General features: G+C 72.1%; 25 protein-coding genes, 1 tRNA gene and 1 riboswitch. Of the genes, 10 read left to right on the top strand and 16 right to left on the bottom strand.

Going from position 1 to position 23,434, the window contains the following annotated elements:
* A partial coding sequence (locus M1R94_RS11140; protein ID WP_249381757.1) for a hypothetical protein occupies positions 1-204 on the bottom strand: 204 nt, incomplete at its 3' end.
* Positions 205-330: 126 nt separating this feature from the next.
* Positions 331-885, bottom strand: coding sequence for a hypothetical protein (locus M1R94_RS11135; protein ID WP_249381756.1), 555 nt, complete (start codon positions 883-885; stop codon positions 331-333).
* Positions 886-1,171: 286 nt separating this feature from the next.
* On the opposite strand from M1R94_RS11135, the gene M1R94_RS11130 reads away from it, so the two are divergent.
* Complete coding sequence (locus M1R94_RS11130) at positions 1,172-2,203, top strand: hypothetical protein (RefSeq protein WP_249381755.1); 1,032 nt, start codon at positions 1,172-1,174, stop codon at positions 2,201-2,203.
* Between the two features lie 387 nt (positions 2,204-2,590).
* Here M1R94_RS11130 and M1R94_RS11125 read toward each other — a convergent pair.
* A tRNA-Arg gene (locus M1R94_RS11125) sits at positions 2,591-2,663 on the bottom strand.
* A gap of 145 nt (positions 2,664-2,808) precedes the next feature.
* The gene (locus M1R94_RS11120) at positions 2,809-3,252 is read right to left on the bottom strand and encodes a DUF4386 domain-containing protein (RefSeq protein ID WP_249381754.1); all 444 of its coding nucleotides are present in this window, start codon (positions 3,250-3,252) and stop codon (positions 2,809-2,811) included.
* 229 nt (positions 3,253-3,481) lie between these two features.
* Here M1R94_RS11120 and M1R94_RS11115 point away from each other — a divergent pair, with 229 nt between their 5' ends.
* Entirely contained in the window at positions 3,482-4,432 is a 951-nt protein-coding gene (locus M1R94_RS11115; RefSeq protein WP_249381753.1) for a GGDEF domain-containing protein, read from the top strand.
* A gap of 179 nt (positions 4,433-4,611) precedes the next feature.
* On the opposite strand, the gene M1R94_RS11110 is transcribed toward M1R94_RS11115, so the two are convergent.
* Positions 4,612-5,088, bottom strand: coding sequence for a DinB family protein (locus M1R94_RS11110; RefSeq protein WP_249381752.1), 477 nt, complete (start codon positions 5,086-5,088; stop codon positions 4,612-4,614).
* A 238-nt stretch (positions 5,089-5,326) separates the two neighbouring features.
* A complete protein-coding gene (locus M1R94_RS11105) occupies positions 5,327-6,007 on the bottom strand; it encodes a DUF4386 domain-containing protein (protein ID WP_249381751.1) in 681 nt (226 codons plus the stop codon).
* 138 nt (positions 6,008-6,145) lie between these two features.
* Between M1R94_RS11105 and M1R94_RS11100 the strand changes: the two genes are divergently transcribed.
* Positions 6,146-6,832, top strand: coding sequence for a TetR/AcrR family transcriptional regulator (locus M1R94_RS11100; RefSeq protein WP_249381750.1), 687 nt, complete (start codon positions 6,146-6,148; stop codon positions 6,830-6,832).
* A gap of 10 nt (positions 6,833-6,842) precedes the next feature.
* Here M1R94_RS11100 and M1R94_RS11095 read toward each other — a convergent pair whose 3' ends face one another.
* Positions 6,843-7,451 carry a DUF1684 domain-containing protein gene (locus M1R94_RS11095; RefSeq protein ID WP_249381774.1) on the bottom strand — a complete coding sequence of 203 codons (609 nt, stop codon included), beginning with the start codon at positions 7,449-7,451 and terminating at the stop codon, positions 6,843-6,845.
* A 46-nt stretch (positions 7,452-7,497) separates the two neighbouring features.
* A complete protein-coding gene (locus M1R94_RS11090) occupies positions 7,498-7,950 on the bottom strand; it encodes a YchJ family protein (RefSeq protein ID WP_308199901.1) in 453 nt (150 codons plus the stop codon).
* 6 nt (positions 7,951-7,956) lie between these two features.
* Here M1R94_RS11090 and M1R94_RS11085 point away from each other — a divergent pair, with 6 nt between their 5' ends.
* Positions 7,957-8,835 (top strand): hypothetical protein, encoded by an 879-nt coding sequence (locus tag M1R94_RS11085; protein ID WP_249381749.1) that lies wholly within the window; start codon positions 7,957-7,959, stop codon positions 8,833-8,835.
* Positions 8,836-8,907: 72 nt separating this feature from the next.
* Here M1R94_RS11085 and M1R94_RS11080 read toward each other — a convergent pair whose 3' ends face one another.
* The gene (locus M1R94_RS11080) at positions 8,908-9,894 is read right to left on the bottom strand and encodes an aldo/keto reductase (RefSeq protein ID WP_249381748.1); all 987 of its coding nucleotides are present in this window, start codon (positions 9,892-9,894) and stop codon (positions 8,908-8,910) included.
* Positions 9,895-9,958: 64 nt separating this feature from the next.
* On the opposite strand from M1R94_RS11080, the gene M1R94_RS11075 reads away from it, so the two are divergent.
* From M1R94_RS11075 to M1R94_RS11060, 4 genes are all read left to right on the top strand, one after another.
* The gene (locus tag M1R94_RS11075; protein ID WP_249381747.1) at positions 9,959-10,435 is read left to right on the top strand and encodes an SRPBCC family protein; all 477 of its coding nucleotides are present in this window, start codon (positions 9,959-9,961) and stop codon (positions 10,433-10,435) included.
* Positions 10,436-10,756: 321 nt separating this feature from the next.
* Positions 10,757-11,581: a dimethylargininase gene (ddaH, locus tag M1R94_RS11070; protein WP_249381746.1), complete on the top strand. Its 825-nt coding sequence runs from the start codon at positions 10,757-10,759 to the stop codon at positions 11,579-11,581.
* Between the two features lie 23 nt (positions 11,582-11,604).
* Positions 11,605-12,804, top strand: a complete 1,200-nt coding sequence (rocD, locus tag M1R94_RS11065; RefSeq protein ID WP_249381772.1) for an ornithine--oxo-acid transaminase — start codon at positions 11,605-11,607, stop codon at positions 12,802-12,804.
* Positions 12,805-12,878: 74 nt separating this feature from the next.
* The gene (locus tag M1R94_RS11060) at positions 12,879-13,403 is read left to right on the top strand and encodes an Lrp/AsnC family transcriptional regulator (RefSeq protein ID WP_249381745.1); all 525 of its coding nucleotides are present in this window, start codon (positions 12,879-12,881) and stop codon (positions 13,401-13,403) included.
* A gap of 39 nt (positions 13,404-13,442) precedes the next feature.
* Here the strand turns inward: M1R94_RS11060 and M1R94_RS11055 are convergent, their stop codons facing one another.
* From M1R94_RS11055 to M1R94_RS11040, 4 genes are all read right to left on the bottom strand, one after another.
* Positions 13,443-14,396 (bottom strand): universal stress protein, encoded by a 954-nt coding sequence (locus M1R94_RS11055; protein WP_249381744.1) that lies wholly within the window; start codon positions 14,394-14,396, stop codon positions 13,443-13,445.
* A 124-nt stretch (positions 14,397-14,520) separates the two neighbouring features.
* Positions 14,521-15,126: an HNH endonuclease gene (locus tag M1R94_RS11050; protein WP_249381743.1), complete on the bottom strand. Its 606-nt coding sequence runs from the start codon at positions 15,124-15,126 to the stop codon at positions 14,521-14,523.
* 187 nt (positions 15,127-15,313) lie between these two features.
* Positions 15,314-16,090 (bottom strand): C40 family peptidase, encoded by a 777-nt coding sequence (locus M1R94_RS11045; protein WP_249381742.1) that lies wholly within the window; start codon positions 16,088-16,090, stop codon positions 15,314-15,316.
* Positions 16,091-16,092: 2 nt separating this feature from the next.
* A riboswitch (cyclic di-AMP (ydaO/yuaA leader) is annotated at positions 16,093-16,253 on the bottom strand.
* A 266-nt stretch (positions 16,254-16,519) separates the two neighbouring features.
* Positions 16,520-17,281, bottom strand: a complete 762-nt coding sequence (locus tag M1R94_RS11040; RefSeq protein WP_249381741.1) for a metal-dependent transcriptional regulator — start codon at positions 17,279-17,281, stop codon at positions 16,520-16,522.
* 156 nt (positions 17,282-17,437) lie between these two features.
* Between M1R94_RS11040 and serC the strand changes: the two genes are divergently transcribed.
* On the top strand, positions 17,438-18,553 hold the full coding sequence (gene serC / locus M1R94_RS11035; protein WP_374109461.1) for a phosphoserine transaminase: 1,116 nt from the start codon (positions 17,438-17,440) through the stop codon (positions 18,551-18,553).
* Positions 18,550-19,833 carry an MFS transporter gene (locus tag M1R94_RS11030; protein WP_249381739.1) on the top strand — a complete coding sequence of 428 codons (1,284 nt, stop codon included), beginning with the start codon at positions 18,550-18,552 and terminating at the stop codon, positions 19,831-19,833. The genes serC and M1R94_RS11030 overlap by 4 nt, the downstream gene beginning before the upstream one ends.
* Before the next feature lie 36 nt (positions 19,834-19,869).
* On the opposite strand, the gene M1R94_RS11025 is transcribed toward M1R94_RS11030, so the two are convergent.
* The 3 genes from M1R94_RS11025 to M1R94_RS11015 form a co-directional block, all read right to left on the bottom strand.
* A complete protein-coding gene (locus tag M1R94_RS11025; protein ID WP_249381738.1) occupies positions 19,870-21,213 on the bottom strand; it encodes an MFS transporter in 1,344 nt (447 codons plus the stop codon).
* Complete coding sequence (locus M1R94_RS11020; protein WP_249381737.1) at positions 21,210-21,653, bottom strand: MarR family winged helix-turn-helix transcriptional regulator; 444 nt, start codon at positions 21,651-21,653, stop codon at positions 21,210-21,212. Before M1R94_RS11020 ends, M1R94_RS11025 begins: the two co-directional genes overlap by 4 nt.
* A gap of 142 nt (positions 21,654-21,795) precedes the next feature.
* Positions 21,796-23,295: an NCS2 family permease gene (locus M1R94_RS11015; protein WP_249381736.1), complete on the bottom strand. Its 1,500-nt coding sequence runs from the start codon at positions 23,293-23,295 to the stop codon at positions 21,796-21,798.
* Positions 23,296-23,434: the final 139 nt, after the last annotated feature.

Here is a 23,434-nt window from a genome sequence, read left to right as displayed (position 1 = left end):
TTCGGATCGATCTTCTTCGGCATGACTCGCATCCTTCCAACTCAAAAAGGATGCGGCATCGAACCTGGGGCGCTTCACTTCGGCGTTCTTCCAGCCGGTGCCGTCGACCCTCACGGGGTGGTTGGCGGTAGCGGTGAGCGTGCCGGTCTTGGTGGCGATGGTGACCAGGTGCTTGTCACCCTGGCTGATCAGTGGTTGGAGCACCGGTTCGGGCTGCGAGAGGCCGGTGACCGGGTCAGCGGCCAGGACCAGGTCACCGAGAGCGAGATCTTCGATCGGCCGGGTGGTGCCTGCCGGTCGTCGAGCTGGGCCAACCGATGTGAAGCGGGGTCAGACGAGACCCTCCGCGTCGAGCGCGCGCAGGTAGGCCCGCCACAGAGGATCATCGATGTCGCCCTCATGCATGTTGGCGACACCGTAACGGGCATCGTGGTAGCGCTGCAGAAGTCCAGTTCCGAGCACTCCGTAGTCGACGAAGGCGGTGAGTTGTTCGGGGTCGTCAGGTGCCCACTGGAGAAGTACCGAGGTGCGCAGGCCCGCGCCGTGCTCAATCAGGGTGCGTGCGTAGCGACGCTCCGCGGGTTCTGGCACGCTGTCCACCTCAGCGAGATCGCGGCGTGCCTCCTCTGCTGGCAAGACCTGCTCCCGCTCGTCGTCGTCCGCGAGTCGTGCAAGGGCCTGCCGGTCGGTAATGCTCCAGAGTTCACGCGCATGACCGGCAACGACACGCTCGTCGTTGTCGTAGTCCTCGTCAGTCATGAGGTCAAGCGGCGCCCGCTCAGCACCGAAGAGCGCGACAAGGTCCTGGCGGACGTCAGCGAGGCCAGGTCGCGCCGGGCGTCCAGCAGCAGCGAGCCGCGCAGCGATCGACGTGTGGTCAGTCATGAGAGTCCCCCATTGCTAGCGTTGCGCTGCCCGGGCGGGTGTGCGTGCCACGCCCGGGCAGCGTGTCTCGCGCCGGCGCACCCCGTAGCGTTGGACACCGTCGAGGTTCTCGAGATTGATCAGTGGTTGGCGCTTCTGATCTTCGAGGACCTCGACCCTTCAGCCCCGCACCCAACTCACCGGCGAGCCGTCACCCCGCCGCAAATCTGATGAGCCCGCTGAGCCGACAAATCGGCCGAGCCGAGGGTTGCCCGACAAGATCATGTTCAGTAGAGTCACTGCCGTCGTGACAGACGTCACGATGATGACAACAGCTCAGGGGGCGTCGATTGTGGACATCAGGCAACGGCAGTTACGCAGGGGCGAGCGACCGTGGATCGCCGGACTCCTGATGGTCAGTGCAGCCTTCATCGGGCTCACGTTCGCTCCAGCGTTTTCCGGCACAGGAGTCGCACTCCGGTTCGCCGCAGGCGTCGCCGTCTTCACTGCGTTGGTGCTGGCCGTGCACGAGTTGAGAGTGCGTGATCAGCACCAAGGGCACGGGCGTCGAGGTTCGCTCCTCGCGAACGCCACGAAGCTCACTGCATCTTTCGCAATCGGAGCGCTCGCGATCTACGGGGTCGTAGAGGCCACCGCTCCTGACGCAAGCAACCCCGAGACGTTCGACCTCACGATCCGCGACGAAGCCTTCAGCATGGTGCCCGCCACGCAGATCACGTTCGAGCCGAACGAGGCACAGTACGAGGCCTCGCTCATCGAGGCTGCCGAAACAGCCGAGGAGTTCGTAGAAGTCACAGGACGCCCAGCCGAGCGCCTCGTGGCCGCCGCGATTGCATCGGGCTACCAATCACGAAGTGGCCACGAGCTCAACTGGGACGCCGCCGCCGTCCAGGCGTACCGCGGCATCCAGTTGATCACCGTGCCGCTCGCCGGAAACGTCCTCGACGGCGTCAGCAAGGTGGTCTTCATGCACCAGCGAGGCACGACCTCAGTCGTCGAAATGACTGCGGTCGCCGTCGACCTGGCAACCTTCCACCTCAACGTGTGGCAGGACGGGGCTCTCCGTCAGAATGTCGACATCACCAACTCCCAGATTGTGGGAGGCCAGGACATCGTCCAGGCATTCAGTTGGAGCGAGCTTAACCGGTGCCTCTCGAACGCCGGAATCGCGTGGTGGATCCTCAGCTCGATTGCGGTCGTCTGCGCGGCCGTCTGCGTCGGTACAGCCGGGTTCGGATGCGCGGTCTGCATTGCAGGCCTGGCCGGCGGTCACGGTGGCATGGCCGCAGCTTGCGTCAAGCGCGCCAACGCCGCCTGACGATCGACGCTCATCGGTCGGGCAACAGGGTGGAGGCCTCGTCGAGATCGGCGAGGCCTCCGCTTTCCACGGCGGCATTCCGGCTATCGCCGCAAGGTTCCAGTTGAGTCCGCGCCGCCAGCCTCAAGTCCTGGAAGGTCGACCGGCCCTCCGTGACCTGGGACGCTCCGCCCGTCAGCCCGAGCCGTTCCGGCTCCTGGGGCAATCGACACCGGAGGCATCGCTAGCGTCCGCTGTGGCGTCCGTCCACGTCCCTTGACAGGTCGTCCACGTCCTGGGAGGTGTCCACAGGAGTTTCCACGGACCCGATGGGGACCCGATCCGGCCGAACGTCACCCGGAGCGGTTGCAGCACTCGCGCCCACACCCCGTCTGACCTGCACAAACGTGCGCCTGGGCAGATTCGAACTGCCGACACCCGCTTTAGGAGAGCGGTGCTCTATCCCCTGAGCTACAGGCGCGAGGCCGTCAGCACCTGCACCGGCGGGGATCCGCCGGCACGGGAGGACGGTCCCGTCGACGTCGGCCGAGTGCACGATCTCGGCGACGCGCGCACCAGCCTACCGGCGAGCGGCCACACGCTCGCCCCGCGCAGTGGGGTGGGGCTCAGGCGTCCGCCATGGCGTCGCTCTGGTCCCTTCGTGCCACCGGTGCCGCCCCCCGGGGGAACCCTCGGACGACCAGCAGCACTCCGAGGGCGACCTCGAAGAGTCCTCCGGGGATCCAGACCGCCATGCCGATGCCGTAGCCGACCAGCTCGAGACCCATGCCGACGGCGACGACCGCGTACCCGAGCAGACCCCAGAGCGCGAGCGGTCGGGGGATCAGGTGCGAGCGGAGCAGTGCGCGGCAGAACGGCAGGCTGCCCAGTCCCAGGAAGAGCATCGCGATCGTGTACGCGCCGTCGTTCGCCTCTACCGCCCAGGTGGCAAGCAGCGCACCGTCGACCCCGGCGGTGCCCTGCGCCAGCGTGGGCGAGGCGGCCAGCAGGAGCGCGAGGTGCGGACCCGAGGACTCCCCGGCGGAGGGGGTGAGGTCTGGTGCGAGCAAGCTCTCACAACCGTCTCAGACACGGCGAAAGCACCTACGCCGGCACGAACTACCCACCTGCTCCCGGTGATGGCTGCACGCGGCCGCTCAGTTGCGGTGTCGGCGTACCGATGGGAGGGGTATGAGACCGACGAGCTCGACCTTGGCACGCGCCACGGCGTGGCTGCGGGGCAGCCGGTCTGACCAAGCCCGGTACAGCGACATGCATCACCGCTTCAAGGATGCTCCGTTGTTCGGGATCGCGATCGGCGGGACGACACTCCTGGCGTCGGTGACCTACGGGTGGTGGCTGGTGGTCCTTCCGGTGCTGGGGGCGCTGACGATGGGAGGCGCCCTGCGAATGCACCCGCGGTCTGCCCGACCAGAGCTTGTTGGAGCGCTGTCCTTCGCACTGCTCGAGCTGAACATCGCCTGCTCGGTGCTGGTCAGCGGTGGTGGCTCCAGCCCGCTTCTCCCGCTCCTGGTCGTGCCGGTGTTCTCGCAGGCCGTCTGCTTCCGACCGCAGGTCACAAGGGTCTGGGTCGCCCTGTCCGCGCTGGCGGCCGTGGGCGCCGTCACACTGGCACCGCTCCTGCCCCCCGTCCCGGCGCCGTCGGTGCTGTTGCAGATCGTGGGATACCTCGCTCTCCTCAGCTGCCTGGCCCTCGCCGCCCAGTACCTCGCGACCGCGGACGTCAACTCCCGGCACGACGGGGTGGTCGACCCGCTGACAGGCCTGCTCAACAGGCGAGCGTTGGAGCGTCACTTCGCCGAGGCGCGGGCGTCAGCGGTGCGGACGTTCAAGGGCGTCGCCGTCGTCGTGTGCGACATCGACCGGTTCAAGGCTGTCAACGACACCCTCGGTCACGCACACGGTGACCTGGTCCTGCAAGACGTTGCATCTCGGCTGGTCGGGGCCATCCGAGAGACGGACGTCGTCTACCGGATCGGCGGTGAGGAGTTCCTCGTGCTCCTCCCAGGCCAAGGCGTCGAGGCGGCGATGACGACAGCCGAACGGCTCCGGGCGGCCGTCGCCGCATCCCCCGTCGCAGGGCTGACCGTGACGATCTCAGCTGGAGTTGCCGGCGCCTACGGCGGCGGCGTCGATCTGGGTCGCCTGACAGCCGAGGCCGACCGTGCCCTCTACCAGGCCAAGAATGCAGGTCGAAACTGCGTCCGAAGCACCGATCACGCCTCGTGAGCGGCGCTACGAACCCAGCGCAAAGGGCTGGGACTCCACCATCCGAGACGGCCCCTGCACCGGAGTCACGTAGCCATCGCCGCCCAGGTGCGCTCTCCGCAGGAGCTTCCCGTCGGCCTCCCCTCAGCCAGACAGCCTCGGACGCCGCCCGCCCCTGACCGGCACACCAGGTTCGCCGGTCACCGCCCGGTCGCGCCGTCGATCAGCTCCCGGAGGATGTCGGCGTGCCCCGCGTGCCGGCCGGTCTCCTCGATCATGTGGACGAGCACCCACCGCCGCGACGGCGCAGCCGACCGCCCCGGAACGCGCGCTGCCGGCAAGGACAGGTCCGCCCACTCCGCGACGACGGCGTTCGCCGCGCGAGTCGCCTCGCGGTACCCGGCGACCAGGCCGTCGACGCTCTCCCGCGCCGTCGGGCGCAGCGTCCGCCGCAGGTCGGCGATCGGCTCGCCGAGGAAGTAGAACCGCTCGACCGCCGTCAGATGCTTCACCAGGCCCAGCAGGTTCGTGCCCGAGGCGACTCCCGCAGCCCTGACCTGCGGCTCCGGCACCCCCTCGACGCCCCGCACCACCGCGTCACGCAGGTAGTCGAGGAACGCGACGAGGGTTGCACGCTCACCATCGACACCGCCCGGCGGCGGCACGTCGCGCCTCACGCGGCCGCCCGTCCGACGCGCACGGGGCGGTCCCTCGTCGAAGCGGTGGCCGTGGTCGGCCGGCTCGCCCGGAACGAGTACTGCCCCACGTACGACTGCTCCGCCTTGGCCACGACGCGCCACCTCCGACCCCGAGTGTCTGGCACGCTCCACCAGCAGGGCAAGGAGCCTTGCGGGATCAGCACGTCGTGCCCGAGCTGGAGGCGCGACGTGCTCGCCCCGCGCAAGGGGGTGGGGCTCAGGCGTCCGCCATGGCGTCGCTCTGGTCCCTTCGTGCCACCGGTGCCGCCCCCCGGGGGAACCCTCGGACGACCAGCAGCACTCCGAGGGCGACCTCGAAGAGTCCTCCGGGGATCCAGACCGCCATGCCGATGCCGTAGCCGACCAGCTCGAGACCCATGCCGACGGCGACGACCGCGTACCCGAGCAGACCCCAGAGCGCGAGCGGTCGGGGGATCAGGTGCGAGCGGAGCAGTGCGCGGCAGAACGGCAGGCTGCCCAGTCCCAGGAAGAGCATCGCGATCGTGTACGCGTTGTCGTTGGCCTCCACCGCCGAGGTGGCGAGCAGCGCACCGTCGACCCCGGCGGTGCCCTCGGCCAGCGTTGGTGAGGCGGCCAGCAGGAGGGCAAGGGCTCCGACGGTCAGGAGCACGGCTTCGAGCAGGCGCGTAGCGAGGTAGGTGTAGGCAGCGAAGGCGTCGTGCTGCCGCAGCACGACGGTCGCCAGGACGCCGATCGCGGCGACGATCATGGAGTTCACCACGATGAGCAGCACGCCCATGGAGGTCAGCAGCTGGCTCGGGGGCTGCCCGGCACCATCGCCTGCGGCTGCCTCGACCAGCGCGCTTCCCCCTCCGTAGGCGAGGAAGGCGAGCAGGAACAGAGCGCCGATGGCCCTGCCGGTGGTGGTCCTGGACATGGTTCCTCTTTCGTCTGCGCCGCCGAGCACGGCCCCGTCGCCTTACGGTGTAAGCCAACAGGCGAAAGGTAGCCTTACGCCGTAAGATGGGTCAAGAGGTCACCACCAGGAGCAGCAGCACGAGGACGAGGAGGCGCGATGACGGGCTCGCCCGGGCTGGCGTCGACGGGCCGGCCACCCCTCACCCGCGACCGGGCGCTGACCGTCGCGGTCGCGCTCGCCGACGCCGAGGGCCTGGCCCAGGTGTCGATGCGCCGCCTCGCCCGTGAGCTCCAGGTGGAGGCGATGTCGCTCTACCACCACGTCACCAACAAGGACGACATCCTCGACGGCATGGTCGAGGCGGTCTTCGGCGAGATCCCCCTGCCGCCCGACGACGGCGACTGGACGACGGCGATGCGTCACCGTGCGGCCGCCATCCGCACCGCCCTCGTGCGGCACCCCTGGGCGATCGCCGTCATGCAGTCGCGCACCGCGCCGGGACCGCAGACGCTCAAGCACCTCGACGCCCTCCTCGGCAGCTGCCGACGGGCGGGCTTCTCGGTGCCGATGGCCGCGCACGCGGCCTCGCTCATCGACAGCTACGTCTACGGCTTCGTCCTGCAGGAGACCAACCTCCCGGGCGAGGAGACCGGCGGCGTCGACGCAGTGGTCGAGTCGGTCATGCCCGGCCTCGACCGCGACTACCCGCACCTCGCCGAGCTGACGGTCGAGCACGTGATGCAGCCCGGCTACCGCTACGGCGACGAGTTCGACTACGGGATCAGCCTAATCCTCGAGGGGCTCGATGCCGCAGCCCGGCACGAGACGAGCGGGCGTCACTGACGATGCAGCGCTACCCCTCGTCCTCGGACAGCTCCCCCACCGGCACCGCCGCGTCCAGCGTGTTCGTCTCCCCCGGCAGCGGGCAGGCCCACGCCGGGTCGTAGGCGCACGACGGCTGGTACGCGAAGTTGAGGTCGACGACGAGGGCGTCCAGACCACCGCCGAGGTCGGCGCCCTTGATGGTGTCCAGCACGTACCGCCCGCCGCCATAGGTGGACCGGCCGCTGGTCGCGTCACGCAGCGGGAGGAACAGGCCGCCTCCGTAGCTCGCGACCCACCACAGGTCCAGGCTCCCCAGCCCGGGCAGCTCGACGCGACCGACCCGGTCCAGGGGCACCACGCCGTCGGTCGCCGTCGGCATCTCCCGACGCTCGGGAGGGAGGTCCGTGGTGACCGCGACGACGAAGCGGAACGCCGGGTCGTACGGGGCGACCGTGCCCCCGCGGAAGCTCGACCGGGAGCCGGCAGGCACGGGTGAGGCGTCGTGGCCGACCAGCAGGCGACGGCGGGCAGCCGCCCATCCGGCGTGCGCGACGCCGGGGTCCGGCTCCTCGCGCACCGTGCGGTACGTCTCGGCCACCTGACGGCGCCAGTCCAGGACCTGACCCGCTGCGATCATCACGGGACGACAGTACGTCCGCCCCTGCCACCACGCCCGCGCCGCCTCACCCGGCGCCCACCGGCCCCAGGTACACCCACCGCCCGTCCTCGCGCACGAACCGGCTCACCTCGTGCTGGTTGCCCGGGGCCCCGTCGGTGCGGTGGTGGGCGACGAACTCGACGGTGCCCTCGGAGTCGAACGGCCCGCCGGCGGCGACCTCCAGGACGTCCAGACGCGTCCACCGCACCCCCGGGTCGAGCTCGAGGTCGACCGGCCGGGTCGTGGTGTGCCAGGTGCGCAGCAGGTGGTCGGCGTCACCGACCGCGAAGGCCGAGTACCGCGAGCGCATGAGCTGCACGGCCGTCGGTGCCTCGCGCAGCCCCTGGTGCAACGGCTCGCAGCAGTCCGGGTAGGTCTCCCCGCTCAGGCACGGGCACCGCACGGTGGTCACCGGCCCAGTATCGGCGACCGCGCACGACATCGACAGCACGACGGCGCGGCCGGTCCGTGTCACCATCGGCAGATGCGAGTACGCCGCCGATCCACCGACGTCGCCACGACCACGCCCGCCCCGGGGACGACTGCCCAGCAGCAGGCGATGCCCCGGCCCGAGCGGCCCCCCACACCCGTGGCGACCGGGCTGCCGCTGATCGACGCGCTCCTGGACCGGGCGGTGTCGGTGCCGTCCAGCGTGATCCACGCCCACGTGGACCGGCTGCGCCGACGCAACCCGCACGCGAGCCCCGAGCAGATCATCCGGCTGCTCGAGAAGCAGTACCTGCTGGCGGTGTCGACCTCGGGCGGGGCCGTGGGGGCCGCCGCGGCGGTCCCGGCGATGGGCACAGGGGTGGGCATCGCCCTGACCTCGAGCGAGATCGCGACCTTCTTCGGTGCCTCGGCGGCCTTCTCCCTGGCGGTCGCCGACGTCCACGGGATCGCGGTCGAGGACACTGCCCGACGGCGTGCGTTGATGCTCGCCACGGTGATGGGTGAGCAGGGCGCACGGACGGTGAGCTCGGAGGTCGGGCCGATCAGCGGCGGCTGGGCCCGGGCGCTGCTCGTCAACATGCCGACCGCGACCATCAAGCGGGTCAACACGGCCCTGACCCGCCGCCTGCTGCGCCGTCAGGCGGGCAAGCAGGGCGCGCTCGCGCTGGGCCGGCTCGCGCCGTTCGGGATCGGCGCGGTGATCGGGGCCACCGGTGCGCGGGCGCTGGGTCGCACCGTGGTCACCGGTGCGCAGCGGGCCTTCGGCCCCCCGCCCGACCGGTTCCCCCGCACCCTCGAGCTCGCGGTCACCGGCCCGGACGAGTCGGCCTCACCGCAGCGCGTGCTGTCACCCCGACGGGAGATCAGCGGAGCCACCACGGAGCCCGACGAGCGGTGGCCGCTGCCCAGGTAGCCCACCGGGGCTCCATGGAGACCACCTGACCCTGCGCGGCCGCGTGAACAGCCGCGCGACCCCTGCGACCGGTCACCAGCGGGCGTGCACGTGCTCCTTGATGCGCTCGTCGTACACCGAGCGCAGCGCCTCGAGCTGGGCCGGGGTCAACGGCTCGAGGTCGGCCGCGGCGGCGTTGGCCCGGGCCTGCTCGGGACGGCTGGCCCCGGGGATCACTGCGGTCACCCCCGGCTGGTCGATGATCCAGCGCAGCGCGAGCTGGGCCGTCGTCGCGCCCTGCGGGGTCAGCCGGGCGACCTGCTGCGCGGCGGACACCCCGACGTCGTAGGGCACGCCCGAGAACGTCTCGCCCTGGTCGAAGGCCGACCCGTCGCGGTTGTAGCTGCGGTGGTCGTCGGCCGCGAAGCGGGTCGAGGCGTCGAACTTGCCCGAGAGCAGCCCGCTGGCCAGCGGGACCCGCGCGATGATCCCGACGCCGGCCGCGGCGGCCGCCGGCAGCACCCGCTCGAGCGGCTTGCGACGGAAGACGTTGAGGATGATCTGCACGGTCGCGACGTGGGGCTGCGCGATGGCCGTCAGCGCCTCCTCGACGGTCTCGACCGAGACGCCGTAGGCGGCCACCCGACCCTCGGCGACCAGTGCGTCCAGGGCCTCGTAGGTCGACGCGGCCGAGTAGACGGCCGTGGGCGGGCAGTGGAGCTGGATGAGGTCCAGGGTGTCCACGCCGAGGTTCTCGCGGGAGCGGTCGGTCCAGGCGCGGAAGCTGTCGAGGGTGTAGTCCTGCACGGCGTTGTCGCCGCGACGCCCCATCTTGGTGGCCACCGTCAGTCCCGCCTGCGGACCGCGCTGGGCGAGCAGGGTCCCGACCAGCCTCTCGCTGCGGCCGTCACCGTAGACGTCCGCGGTGTCCAGGAAGGTCACCCCCGCGTCGACCGCGGCGTCGAGCACCGCCAGGGCCTGGTCCTCGCTGACCTCACCCCAGTCCGCGCCCAGCTGCCAGCAACCCAGACCCACCACTGCGACAGGACGACCAGTGCGTCCCAGCTCACGCTTCTCCATGTCCCCGACGCTACCGTGGTGATCGGGGTCGCCCCACCCGATCGGCGACCCGGCAGGAGGCACCATGACCCGCCCCGCATCGGTGAGCCGCGTCCTGACGATCCCCGCCGAGCAGGCCTTCGCCCTGGTCACCGACGTGCACAACCACGCCCGCTGGATCCCGATGACCCGCATCGACGGGCCTGAGCACCTCGAGGTCGGCGACAGCTTCGTGGGGGTCAGCGGCCCGGGTGCACGTCGGGGGCTGCCCGCCCTGGCCGACGAGATGGTGCTCGAGGCGCTCCTTCCCCCGGTGACCCGCGCCGGCCCGGGGCGCACCTCGACCACCGGGTCGGCCGTGTACCGCAAGCTCGGGCCGCTGCTGCTCGGGACCGCCGAGGTGCACGTCCGGCCCCTGGGGCCGCAGCACTGCCAGGTGACCTGGGTCGAGGACGTGCACCTGCGTCTGCTGCCCCGTGCGCTGACCCGGCCGCTGCTGCGCCCCGTGATGACCGCGATGCTGCACCTGGTGCTCGGCCGGGTCTCCCGCGAGACCCGGTGACCTCAGACCGACGACGCCGGTCAGCCCGGTCACGTCGGCCGACCGGACGAAACACCCCCGACGCGACATCGAATCGGCGCCGTCACGCCCCGCACGAGCACGCAACGATCCACCGGGCACCCCCCGATCGACGCAACACTTCGACGGTCGACACGCACGGTTGCGATGGGGCGCCGTCACCGGCCCACCCGTAGCCTCGACAGGGCGGGCAGAGTGCGCCCTGACCGCCCCCGCCCGAACCCGCGCCACCACTCTCACGACCTCGTCCGCACCGCTCGCGGGCAGGTCCGACCAGACGTGCCCACGCACACCGGAGGATCCATGACCGACCGCGTCTCCACCCCCCGCCGCTTCCTGATGTGCGCCCCCGAGTTCTACGACGTGACCTACGAGATCAACCCGTGGATGGACGTCACCGTCGAGACCGACCGGGACCTCGCGCTGCGCCAGTGGCACACCCTGCACCAGACGTACCTGGACTGGGGGCACACGGTCGACCTCATCCCCCCGCTCCCGGGCCTGCCCGACATGGTCTACGCAGCCAACGGCGCGACCGTCGTGGACGGCCTGGTGTACTCGGCGCGTTTCCGCTACCCCGAGCGCGGCGCCGAGGGCCCCGCCTACCAGAAGTGGTTCGCCGACCAGGGCTTCGTGACCCACACCGCCTCGGAGATCAACGAGGGCGAGGGTGACATCCTCACCGTGGGTGACGTGCTGCTCGCCGGCACGGGCTTCCGCACCGACCGCTCGGCCCACGCCGAGCTCGCCGACCTCACCGGACGCCAGGTGATCTCCCTCGAGCTCGTCGACCCCAGCTACTACCACCTCGACACCGCCCTGGCCGTGATCGACAGCGACCCGGCCTCCCCCGCGATCGCCTACTACCCGCCGGCCTTCTCGGCCGCCTCGCAGGCCCTGCTGGCCGAGCGCTACCCCGACGCGATCATCGCCACGGCGACCGACGCCGCCGCCCTGGGACTCAACGCGGTCTCCGACGGACGACGCGTCGTCGTGGCGCCGGGGGCCGTGGACCTCGCCGCCGCGCTGCGCGCGCGCGGCTACGAGCCGCACCCGGTCGACACCTCCGAGCTGCTCAAGGGCGGCGGCGGCGCCAAGTGCTGCACCCTCGAGATCCGGGAGAGGTGAGCGACGTGACGCAGATCCCCACCATGAGCACCAGCAGCCACCTGGCCCACAACTACCACCCGCTGCCCGTCGAGCTCGCCACCGGCGAGGGAGCCTGGGTGCGCGACAGCGACGGGCGCGAGTACCTGGACCTGCTGGCCGGGTACTCGGCCCTGAACTTCGGCCACCGGCACCCTGCCCTGATCGCCGCGGCCCACGCCCAGCTCGACCGCATCACTCTGACCTCCCGGGCCTTCAGCCACGACCTGCTCGAGCCCTTCGCCGACCGTCTCGCACGCCTGCTGGGCCCGCTGCTCGACCAGCGGGCCGAGACCCTCGTGCTGCCGATGAACACCGGTGCCGAGGCCGTCGAGACCGCCATCAAGGCCACCCGCAAGTGGGGCTACGACGTCAAGGGCCTGGCCCCCGACACCGCGACGATCGTCGTGGCCTCGGACAACTTCCACGGGCGCACCACGACCATCGTGTCGTTCTCGACCGACCCCGAGGCCCGCGACGGCTTCGGCCCGCACACCCCGGGGTTCCGGGTGGTCCCCTACGGCGACGCCGCGGCCCTGGCCGCCGCGATCGACGACACGACCGTCGCGGTGCTGCTCGAACCGATCCAGGGCGAGGCCGGCGTCGTCATCCCCCCGGCCGGTTACCTGCCGGCCGTGCGGGAGCTGTGCACCGCACGCGACGTGCTGCTGGTCGCCGACGAGATCCAGTCCGGCCTGGGCCGCACGGGCACCACCCTGGCCTGCGAGCTCGTCGGGGTGCGCCCCGACCTGGTGCTGCTCGGCAAGGCGCTCGGCGGCGGTGTGGTCCCCGTCTCGGCCGTCGTGGGACGTGGTGACGTCCTGGGGGTGCTCACCGCGGGCACCCACGGCTCGACCTTCGGCGGCAACCCGCTGGCCTGCGCCGTCGGGCTGGCCGTGATCGAGCTCCTCGAGACCGGCGAGCACCAGCGCCGCGCCGCGGTGCTCGGCGCCCACCTGCGCACCCGGCTGACCGCCATGGTCGACGAGGGCCTGCTGGTCGCCCGACGCAGCGCCGGGCTGTGGGCCGGGGTCGACGTCGACCCCGGGCGCGGCACCGGGCGCCAGGTCAGCGAACGGCTGCTCGAGCGGCGGGTGCTCGTCAAGGACACCCACGGCCAGACGGTCCGGATCGCCCCGCCCCTGACCATCGAGCAGGAGCACCTGGACTGGGGGGTGGACCAGCTCACCGACGTCCTGCGCTGACGTCGAGCCCGACACACGCCCCGGTGGGGCACGGCAGCACGCGGCCGTGCCCCACCGTCCGGCATGCTGAGACCATGCAGCCCGCCGACGACAGCCCCGCAGCCGGCACGGGCGCACCCCGCAGCCAGGCGGCGGAGCCCGGGCCGCTCGACCGCATCGACGGGGCGATCCTCGACCACCTGGCCCGCGACGCCCGCGCCAGCTTCGCCCAGATCGGCCTGCGGGTGAACCTCTCCGCCCCGGCGGTCAAACGGCGCGTGGACCGGTTGCGGGCCCGCGGGGTGATCGACGGCTTCACCGTCCGCCTGGACCCCGCGGCCCTCGGCTGGGCGACCGAGGCCCTGGTCGAGGTCTACTGCCGCGACTCGACCAGCCCGGGCACGATGCGCGAGTCGTTCGAGCGCTACCCCGAGGTCATCGCCGCGAGCACCGTGACCGGTGAGGCGGACGCCGTCGTGCAGGTGCGTGCGCACGACGTGCGGCACCTCGACGAGGTGGTCGAACGGATCAACGCCGAACGGTTCGTGGTGCGCACCCGGTCGACCGTGGTCCTGACCCCGCTGGTGCGCCGACCCGACGTCCCCGGCGCCTGGCACTGACCCTCAGCGCCGGTACCGACCTCAGCGGGGCACTGCCCCTCAGCGCGGGCCCCCCACCGACGTGGGAGACCACTCGTCCTCCTGGGCGCGGGCGGTGACCACCATCACCGGGCAGACCGCGTGGTGCAGCACAGCCTGGCTGGTCGAGCCCAGCAGCAGCCCGGCGAAACCGCCCCGCCCGCGCGAGCCGACCACCACGAGGTCCACCGCGGTCGAGAACTCGGTCAGCAGGGCCGCGCCGGTGCCGTCCAGCACGTGGCGGCGCACCTGGATGCCGGGATGGTCGGCCAGCGCCCGGTCGACCACCACGTCCAGCCCCTCGGCGACGTCCCGGAGCACCGCCTCGTGGTCGACAGCGGCGGGCAGCCAGGCCATGATCCCGGCCCCCGTCCCCACCGGGACACCCGCGACAGCGGTCAGCTCGGCGCCCCACACCTCGGCCTCACGGATCGCCGCACCCAGAGCTCGCTCGGCCGCGGGCGACCCGTCGACACCGACCACGATGCGCCGGACGGTGCGCCGCGACTCGGGCTCGGGCAGGAGCTCCTCGCCACCGCGTGACCGCAGGGGCACCACGACCGTCGGGCAGTGGGCGTGGGCCGGCAGGGCCGAGGAGACGGTGCCCAGCAGCCGTTCGGCGAACCCGCCCCGGCCACGCGTGCCGACCACGGCCAGCGCAGCCCCGCGGGAGAGCTCGACCAGCACGGCGGCGGCGTCACCGGTCGCGACCGCCGAGGTGGTGCGCACCCGGGTCATGGCCACCCGGGCGACGGCCTCGTCCAGCACCGCGCGAGCCCCGTCGGCGATCGCGGAGTCGTCCAGGGCCGCATACCCGCCGTCCAGGGCGGTCGCGGTGAACGACGGCAGGGAGTAGGAGCAGACCAGGTGCAGCCTGAACCCATGGGCCCGGGCGTACGCAGCAGCCCAGTCCAACGCGTTCAGGCTGGTCTGCGAGCCGTCGATCCCGACAAGAACCACGTCGTCGTTCGTCATCGTCGTGCCCTTCGCTCGCCCGGCCCCCTCCCCCCAGTCTGCCGTCTCCCGGCCTCGGGCGGGGGATATCGGTCGACTGGGCCAGGCGGACCGTCCCGAGGCGGTCGGGGCGTCGCAGGCCCGCTCAGGCGGCCAGGTAGGCGCTCCAGGAGGGGTGCGGGCGGACGGTTGCCGCCAGCAGCGCCGACGTGCCCCGAGGGGTCGTGGGCGCCACCAGGAGCTGCCAGCCGATCTCGCTCAGCAGGCGGTCGGCCTTGCGGTGGTTGCACCGTGCGCACGCCGCGACCACGTTGGTCCACTCGTGCCGACCCCCGCGCGACCGGGGGTGCACGTGGTCGACGGTGTCGGCCGGCCCGGCGCAGTACCCGCACCGGTGGGCGTCGCGCTGCAGCACGGTGCGTCGTGTGGGGGGCACCGTGCGCCGGTACGGCACGTGGACGTACCGCGTCAGGCACAGCACCTGGGGGGCGGGCAGCGCCATGCGCTCGGACCGGAGCATCAGACCGTCGGTCTCCAGGACCACGGCCTTGCCGCTGAGCACCAGGGTCACCGCACGGTGCACGCTGACCACGCACAACGGCTCCCGGCTGGCGTTGAGCAGCAGCGCGCGGCGCAGGACGGTGGCGGTCGCGACGGGATCCGTGGGCGGCAGCGAGTCGCGGGTGGACCGGCGCAGGGGCGAGACGCGCGGGGCGGGGCCTCCTGCGGGTACGGCTGTCGTCGTCGGCACGGCATCTCCCGGACCAGGTCGGTCAGGACCTGGCTGGCTGCGCAGGCCCGGCTGGTGGATCAGCGGTGTCAGCGTACGCGACGCGCCCCGCGGGCGGCGCGGACATCCGGGCCCGGACGCACCGCACCCCGGGAGCAGCAGGTGCTCCCGGGGTGCGGTGACCGCCGGTCTCCGGCGTGGGCTGGGGTCAGCCGACGCGGATGAAGGTGGGGTTGCTCTGCCAGATCGTCCGGAACTGGACCGACTTGCCGGGGCGCGGCGAGTCGATCTGCTGGTCGCCGCCCGCGTAGATCGCGACGTGACCGGGGGACCAGATGAGGTCACCCGGCAGGGCGTCCGCCCGGGAGACCACGGTGCCGGCGTAGCGCTGGTCGCCCGAGCTCCGCGGGAGCGAGATGCCGAGCTGCGCGAACACGTAGGAGGTGAAGCCCGAGCAGTCGAAGCCGTCGGGGGTGGTGCCTCCGTAGACGTACGGGACGCCGACGTAGCGAGCAGCGATCTCCAGGACCGAGTTGCCGGCCACGGACTGCGGGGCTGGCGCCGCGGCGGGGGCCTCGGCAACGGGGGCTGCGGCGCGCTCGACCGACCGTGAGGCGGCCGGTGCCCGGACCACGACGGGCTCGGGCTCGGGCTCGGGGTTGGCCACGACCGTGATCGCGGGGGCCTCGAAGGTCCAGGCCGCGTCGACCGGGACGGAGACGACCGGGGAGGTCGCCAGTGCCGCGCGGGCCGAGGCGGTCAGGGCCGAGACGTCGACAGCCGGCAGGGCGTTCGTCGACCCGTCGGTCGGCGCCGCCGAGGCGGGGAAGGCCATCGACAGGACGAGGCCCGAGGACGCGGCGACGACGGCGGAGCGCCGTCCGACGGTGCTCAGGCTGCCGGTCGCTGCGGTGGCGAAGTCATCGAGGGGGGTGAGGGGACGACGCGCGGCTCTGTGCCGGGCACGCTCGGGGCTGACGGTCACTCGGTACCTCTCCGGACGCCTACGAGGTGAGCTGTCGGGTTCGGGTGGGAGATCACCCGGCCACGATCACACCGTTACCGGTGCTCACACGGCTTCACCCCAAGGACACCGTCTCCGGTGCCCGACTTGGTGGTTCCCCCGCCCCTGCCGGCGAGTCGTACGGACCACGGGCGGCGGCAGGGCTAGGCGATCCGCTCGAGGGCATCCGCGGAGGAGGGTTCCGTGGAGCAAGGCGACAGTACCCGACCCCCTCCGGGAATGTCACGCTCCGGTCACGGCGAGGACACGGGTCGGCGACGGAGCCCCGAGGCGTGCCGCATCTACCTGCGGGAACACCTCTGGCGACGGCACGTTTGTGACATGGCTCACGTCGAGATCAGGTCCCGGGCGGCCGTCTGCAGGCTCTGCCCACGCCCCGCTCAGACCTGCTCAGACCTGCTCGGCACCCGGTGCGGCAGCAGCGGCCGCGACGGCCGTCGGCTCGGTCATCACGAAGATGTGCCGCGCGACGTCGTCGGGCAGGTCCAGGACGATCTCCGCGCCCGGCGCGCCCACGGTCACGATGCCCTGCCCCCGCTCGACCGAGACGGTCGCACCCGGCAGGATCCCCGCGCTGGCCATCCGCTGCAGCAGGTCCGTGTCGGTCTGCAACGGCTCACCGAGCCGGCCCACCACCGCCAGGAGCGGCTCGGTCACCTCGCCCGCCACCGCCGCGCGCGCGAAGACGACCAGCGAGACCACGCCGTCCAGGAAGGCCTGCGCGGGGTGGTGCTCGCCCAGCTCGGCCAGGCCCGGGATCGGGTTGCCGTAGGGCGAGCGCTGCGGGTGGTCGAGCAGCTCGACCAGGCGACGCTCGACGCGGTCGCTCATCACGTGCTCCCAGCGACAGGCCTCGTCGTGGACGTAGGACCACTCCAGGCCGATCACGTCGGTCAGCAGACGCTCGGCCAGCCGGTGCTTGCGCATCACCCGGGTCGCCTTGAGGTGACCCGTCTCGGTCAGCTCCAGGTGCCGGTCGCCGCTGACCACGACCAGGCCGTCCCGCTCCATCCGCGCGACGGTCTGCGACACCGTCGGCCCCGAGTGCCCGAGCCGCTCCGCGATGCGCGCCCGCAGCGGGACGATCCCCTCCTCGGCGAGCTCGTAGATGGTCCTCAGGTACATCTCGGTGGTGTCGATCAGGTCGCTCACGCCTGGCGCCTCTCATCCGTCGGGGCCGTCTGCCCCCAGGTTACGGCGCCGTGACCTGGAAGGTGCCACCCGTCCACGCGCCGGCCCCCCGTCTCACTGCCTCCCCACCCGTCCGGCGAAGGCGGCCGGAGGCCTACGCTGGACGGCGTGACCGAGATCGCCATCCCCGCCGACCTGCTCCCCGCCGACGGACGGTTCGGCTCGGGCCCCTCCAAGGTGCGCGAGGCGCAGGTCGCGACACTGGCAGCCGCGGGACGCACGCTGCTCGGGACCTCGCACCGCCAGCAGCCCGTCCGCGCGCTGGTGGGCCGTGTCCGCTCCGGCCTGGCCGAGCTGTTCGACGCCCCCGAGGGCTACGAGGTGGTGCTGGGCAACGGCGGCTCGACGGCCTTCTGGGACCTCGCGACGTTCAGCCTGGTCCAGGACCGGGCCCAGCTGTGCGCCTACGGGGAGTTCGGCGCCAAGCTGGCCCAGGCCGTCCGGCGGACCCCGTTCCTCGCCGAGCCGACCGTGCGCACCGCCGAGCCCGGGAGCCTGATCAGGCCGGTCCACCAGGACGGGATCGACACCTACTGCTGGCCGCAGAACGAGACCAGCACCGGTGTGGCCGCCCCGGTGCTGCGCCCCGAGGGCTCGGCGGCCGACGGTGCCGTCGTCATGGTCGACGCGACGTCGGCCGCAGGCGGCCTGCCCGTGGACGTGACGCAGGCCGACGTCTACTACTTCGCCCCGCAGAAGTCCTTCGCCTCGGACGGCGGTCTCTGGCTCGCGCTGGCCTCACCCGCCGCGGTCGAGCGTGCTGAGCGGATCGCCGCGCAGGGCCGGTGGATCCCCGAGTTCCTGTCGTTCACCACGGCCCTGGCGAACTCCCGTCAGGACCAGACGCTCAACACCCCGGCGATCGCGACCCTCGTGCTGCTCGCCGAGCAGGTCGACTGGATGCTCGCCCGCGGAGGTCTCGCCTGGGCCACCCGCCGGACCGCCGAGTCCTCGGCCCACCTGTACCGCTGGGCCGAGGAGCGCGAGTGGGCCACCCCGTTCGTGACCGACCCCTCGGCCCGCAGCGCCGTGGTGGGGACCGTGGACCTCGACGCCACGATCGACGCAGCCGAGGTGTGCCGGGTGCTTCGCCGTCACGGGGTGGTCGACATCGAGCCGTACCGCAAGCTGGGCCGCAACCAGGTGCGCGTGGCGATGTTCCCGGCGGTCGAGCCCGCCGACGTCCAGGCCCTGACGGCGTGCCTCGACCACGTCGTCGAGCGGCTTCGATGACCAGCGCCCCGGGCCGCCTCCCGCGCGACCGGATCACGCTGACCCTCTACGCGACCTTCATCACCTGGGGCTGGTTCCTGTACGGCTTCTCGCCCGCCGTTCCGCTGATCGCCCTGGAGCAGGGCATCAGCCGCGCCGCAGCGGGCCTGCACGGCACGGCCATGGCACTGGGGACGGTGGCCACCGGTCTGATCAGCTCACGCCTCGCGCTGCGCTTCGGGCGGCGCAACACCGCCCTGATCGGCATCACGCTCGTCGTGCTCGGGGTGAGCCTGCTGATGACCGGCTACGTGCTGGCCATCACCCTGCCCGCGTGCTTCGTCATCGCCCTGGGCGGCAGCCTGATGATCTCGGCCGCGCAGCCGGCACTCTCCGTGCACGGCGGGGCCGCCGGAACGGCGGTCGTCACCGAGGCCAACGGTGTGGGGGCCGCCTTCGGGCTGCTGGCCCCGCTGGCCCTGGGCGCCTCGGTCGGCCTGGGCTGGGGCTGGCGACCGGCCGTGGCGCTGGTGATCCTGCTGGCCCTGGTCACCGGCGCGCTGCTCAGCCGGCTGACCTCGACCGGCGCCCTGGGACGCGGGGTGGCCGCCCGCCGGGTCTCGGCGGTCGAGGGTGAGGTCGCCGGGGGCTCGCGACGCTCGTCGGCGTTCAGCGGGACCTTCTGGCTGTTCTGGGGCGGGCTGCTGTGCGGCGTCGCGATCGAGAACGCGACGACGTTCTGGGCCTCGGACCTGCTCATCACCCGCACGGGCGCCTCGCCGTCGGTCGGCACCGCCGCGATCTCGGCCCTGGTGGCCGGGATGTGCGTGTCCCGCTTCGTCGTCGGCCCGCTGTCGATGCGCAAGGCCCCCGAGAAGCTGCTCATCGTCGCGTTCGTCGTGGCGGGGGCCGGATGGGCCGTGTTCTGGCTCGCGACCGTGCCGTGGGTCGCCGTCGTCGGGCTCGTCCTGGCCGGGCTGGGCTACGGCGCGCACTACCCGCTGAGCGTGGCCCTGACGATGCGCGCCTCCGACGGACGACCCGACCAGGCGCAGGCCAGGGCCTCGCTCGGCGTCGGTGGCGCGGTCGCCATCGCGCCCTTCGCGCTGGGCGCGCTGGCCGACCAGTTCGGGGCCCACACGGCCTTCCTGCTGGTGCCGGTGCTCATCGCCATCGGTGGTGCCTGCGTCGCGCTCGGGCTGCGCTCGGTGCACCGCTCGACCGACCGGGAGCCCGGCCACGACGGCGAGCCCGCCCCGCTCGCGCGTCCCACGGTCGCGGAACGGCCCTCGGGCCACTGACCGGGCGGACGGGCCCGACCCGGCCGGCGGGAGACGTCAGGCTGCGGTCGCCCGGTCGGTCGCCTGCTGTGCGGCCAGGGCCCGGGCGGCGTCCTCGCGCTGACCCTGCGCGTCCGCCTCGTGGTCGAGGTACCGCACCTCGAGGTGCGGCCTGCTGAGGAGCCGGTACCGCACCCGCAGGTGCCAGTGCCGCACGGCCCACATCGCCGCCCCCGACGCGACCAGCAGGGCGCTGATCGAGCCGATGCCGATGGCCCACCGGGCTCCGTAGGTCTCGGCGATCCACCCCACGATGGGTGAGCCCACCGGGGTGGCTCCCAGGAACACCACCATGTAAAGGGACATGACCCGTCCACGCATCGCCGGAGCGGTCGAGGTCTGGATCGTGGCGTTGGCGGCCGTCAGCATCGTCAGCGAGGAGAAGCCGACCGGGATGCAGGCCAGGGCGAAGGTCAGGTAGGAGGGCATCAGGGCCATCGCCCCCGTCGAGATGCCGAACGCGAAGGCCGAGCCGATCACCAGCCGCACCCGTGGCCGCTCGCGGCGCGCGGCCAGCAGCGCACCGGCGAGCGACCCGATCGCCAGGATCGACCCGAGGACCCCGTACTCCCCCGGCCCCATGCCGAACTCGGTGCGCGCCATCACCGCCGAGGTGAGCTGGAAGTTCAGACCGAAGGTGCTGATCACGCTGATCACGACCATCACCACCACGATGTCGCTGCGGCCCCGCACGTAGCGGATGCCCTCGCGGATCTGCCCCTTGCCGCGTCGGGAGCGGGTGCGCGGCTGGAGCTCACGGGTGCGCATCTGGGTCAGGGCGAGGATGGTCGCGAAGAAGGACACACCGTTGATCGCGAAGACCCAGCCGGTGCCCACCAGGGCGATGAGAAGACCCGCCACGCCGGGGCCGACCAGCCGCGCGGCGTTGAACGAGGCGCTGTTGAGCCCGACCGCGTTGGACAGCCGCTCGGCGGGGACCATGTCCGCGACGAAGGTCTGCCGTGCGGGGCCGTCGATGGCCGTCACGCACCCCAGCAGCCCCGCGAAGACGTACACGTGCCACAGCTGGGCGTGGCCCGAGAAGACCAGCGCGGCGAGCCCGACGGCCAGGACGCCCTGCGCGGCCTGCGTGGCGATCAGCAGCTTGCGACGGTCGACCCGGTCGGCGAGCAGCCCGGCCCAGGCCGAGAGCAGCAGCACCGGGGCGAACTGCAGCGCGGTGGTGATCCCGACCGCGACGCCCGAGTCGTCGGTGAGCTCGGTCAGGACCAGCCAGTCCTGGGCGACCCGCTGCATCCAGGTCCCGACGTTGGCCACGAGGGCCCCGCCGAACCACAGGCGGTAGTTGAAGTACTTGAGGGAGGCGAACGTGGGGCTCACGGCTGGGAGATCCTCCGCAGCAGGACGACCGCCCGCGCCAGGGTCTCGCGCTCGGCGGGCTCGAGCCCTGCGAGCCGTTCCTGGAGCCACTCGGTGCGCCGTCGGCGGGTCTCGCGCACCTCGGCCTCGCCCGCCTCGGTGATCGAGACCAGCACCTGGCGACCGTCGGTGGGGTGCGCCTGACGGACGGCCAGCCCGGCCTCCTCGAGGGACCGCACGATCCGCGTCATCGGCGGCGGCTGGACGTGCTCGTGCTCGGCGAGCGCCCCCGGCGTCATCGGGCCCAGGGTCGACAGGGCGGCCAGCACGGCGTACTGGCCGTTGCTGATGGTCTCGCTGCTGCGCTCGAGCCGGATCCGCCGGACGGCGTGCATCAGCGCGATGCGCAGGTCGCTCGCGAGCGTGCCGGGGCGCAGCTGCGCCGAGGAGGGGGTGGGCATGTCCTGATCTTAGGTCATTACCCTCGGTAACGAAAATGCGTGACCACGCTCCGGACGGTGACCTCGCGCACATCGTCCCCCTCCGGGCACGACACCGGCCCCCGCCCCCGGAAGGGGACGAGGGCCGGGACGACGTGTCGGGTCAGACGCCGAGCAGCGCGCGGATCGGGTCGAGGGCGAAGTACGCCACGAACAGGACGGCCGCGAGCCACATCAGCGGGTGGACGCGGCGGGCCTTGCCCACCGCGACCTGCAGCACGACGTAGGTCACGAAGCCCGCACCGATGCCCGCGGTGATCGAGAAGGTGAACGGCATGAGCACCATGGTCAGGAAGGCAGGGATCGCGACCTCGTAGTTCTTCCAGTCGATGCCCGAGACCTGCATGACCATGAGGAAGCCGACGACCACGAGGGCCGGCGTCGCCGCCTCGAAGGGCACCATGTCCACGACCGGGGCCAGGAAGGTCGCCAGCAGGAAGCCGACACCCGTCACGACCGAGGCCAGTCCGGTGCGCGCGCCGTCACCGACGCCCGCCGCGGACTCGATGTAGCTCGTGTTGGACGACACGCTCGCCGCACCACCGGCCACCGCGCCGATCGAGTCGACGACCAGGATCTGCTTGGTGCTGGGCGGGTTGCCCTCCTTGTCGAGCAGCCCGGCCTCGCCGCCGACGGCGACCATCGTGCCCATCGTGTCGAAGAAGTCCGCGAGCAGGATCGAGAAGACCAGCAGGAACATCGCGACGAGCCCGATCTTGTCGATCGAGCCCAGCAACGAGAACTGACCCAGCAGACCGAAGTCCGGGGTGGCCACCAGGCTGTCCGGGATGGCCGGGGAGTTCAGCTTCCAGCCCGTCGGGTTGACGTACTCGCCCAGCTCGTTGGTCTGCGTGCCGACCTTGGCCACGGCCTCGATGATGACCGCCAGCACGGTGCCGGTCACGATCGCGATGAGGATCGCACCCTTGACCTTGCGGGTCATCAGGACGATGGCCACGAGCAGCCCGACCACGAAGACCAGGATGGGCCAGCCGGACAGCGAGCCGTCGATGCCGAGCTCGACCGGGGTGGCCTGGCTGAACGGGATCCGCACGAAGCCCGCGTCCACCACGCCGATGAAGGCGATGAACAGTCCGATGCCGACGCTGATCGCGGTCTTGAGCTCGATCGGCACGGCCTTGAAGACGGCCTCCCGGAACCCGGTCAGGACGAGCACCAGGATGATGAGCCCCTCGAGCACCACCAGGCCCATCGCGTCGGCCCAGGTGACCCCGGGAAGCGTCGCGATCGAGTACGCGACCACGGCGTTGAGGCCGAGACCGGCCGCCAGGGCGAGCGGGAACTTCGCGATGACGCCCATGAGGATCGACAGGACACCGGCGACCAGGGCCGTGGTCGCCGCGATCATCCCGATGTTCGGGGCGTCCCCCCCGCCCAGGAAGCTGCCGGTGCCGTCCTGGACGGTGCCGATGATGAGCGGGTTGAGGACGATGATGTAGCTCATCGTGAAGAACGTGACCAGGCCGCCACGGATCTCGGTGCCGACGGTCGAGCCACGCTCGGTGATCTTGAAGTAGCGGTCGACGGCGCCCACGGGCCGGGTGGCCTGCGTCGACTCAGCAGTGGTGGAGGGTTGCGACATGGCGCACAGCGTGGCAGAGGAGTGTGACGGCCAGGAGTCGCCGTCCGACGTCCGGCCTGCGCTCCGGGCGACCTGGCCGCTCGCTCCTGCGGAAACGCTGCCACGCTGTGACGGGAATCACATCGGGACGGCGCCTCCG

The organism is Actinotalea alkalitolerans, from assembly GCF_023369855.1.
Classification (GTDB): Bacteria; Actinomycetota; Actinomycetes; order Actinomycetales; family Cellulomonadaceae; genus Actinotalea.
The sequence above is the reverse complement of the archived record's forward strand: the minus strand, read 5'-3'. Positions and strand labels throughout refer to the sequence as shown.

Bases quoted from the DNA above. Each gene is read 5' to 3' on its own strand.
- M1R94_RS11080 (WP_249381748.1), bottom strand. From the start codon at position 9,894: ATGGAGAAGCGTGAGCTGGGACGCACTGGTCGTCCTGTCGCAGTGGTG.
- M1R94_RS11055 (WP_249381744.1), bottom strand. From the start codon at position 14,396: ATGACGAACGACGACGTGGTTCTTGTCGGGATCGACGGCTCGCAGACC.
- M1R94_RS11015 (WP_249381736.1), bottom strand. From the start codon at position 23,295: ATGTCGCAACCCTCCACCACTGCTGAGTCGACGCAGGCCACCCGGCCC.
- M1R94_RS11085 (WP_249381749.1), top strand. From the start codon at position 7,957: ATGCGAGTACGCCGCCGATCCACCGACGTCGCCACGACCACGCCCGCC.
- M1R94_RS11030 (WP_249381739.1), top strand. From the start codon at position 18,550: ATGACCAGCGCCCCGGGCCGCCTCCCGCGCGACCGGATCACGCTGACC.
- ddaH (WP_249381746.1), top strand. From the start codon at position 10,757: ATGACCGACCGCGTCTCCACCCCCCGCCGCTTCCTGATGTGCGCCCCC.
- M1R94_RS11090 (WP_308199901.1), bottom strand. From the start codon at position 7,950: ATGGTGACACGGACCGGCCGCGCCGTCGTGCTGTCGATGTCGTGCGCG.
- M1R94_RS11100 (WP_249381750.1), top strand. From the start codon at position 6,146: ATGACGGGCTCGCCCGGGCTGGCGTCGACGGGCCGGCCACCCCTCACC.
- M1R94_RS11095 (WP_249381774.1), bottom strand. From the start codon at position 7,451: ATGATCGCAGCGGGTCAGGTCCTGGACTGGCGCCGTCAGGTGGCCGAG.
- M1R94_RS11135 (WP_249381756.1), bottom strand. From the start codon at position 885: ATGACTGACCACACGTCGATCGCTGCGCGGCTCGCTGCTGCTGGACGC.
- M1R94_RS11075 (WP_249381747.1), top strand. From the start codon at position 9,959: ATGACCCGCCCCGCATCGGTGAGCCGCGTCCTGACGATCCCCGCCGAG.
- M1R94_RS11060 (WP_249381745.1), top strand. From the start codon at position 12,879: ATGCAGCCCGCCGACGACAGCCCCGCAGCCGGCACGGGCGCACCCCGC.
- rocD (WP_249381772.1), top strand. From the start codon at position 11,605: ATGAGCACCAGCAGCCACCTGGCCCACAACTACCACCCGCTGCCCGTC.
- M1R94_RS11020 (WP_249381737.1), bottom strand. From the start codon at position 21,653: ATGCCCACCCCCTCCTCGGCGCAGCTGCGCCCCGGCACGCTCGCGAGC.
- M1R94_RS11105 (WP_249381751.1), bottom strand. From the start codon at position 6,007: ATGTCCAGGACCACCACCGGCAGGGCCATCGGCGCTCTGTTCCTGCTC.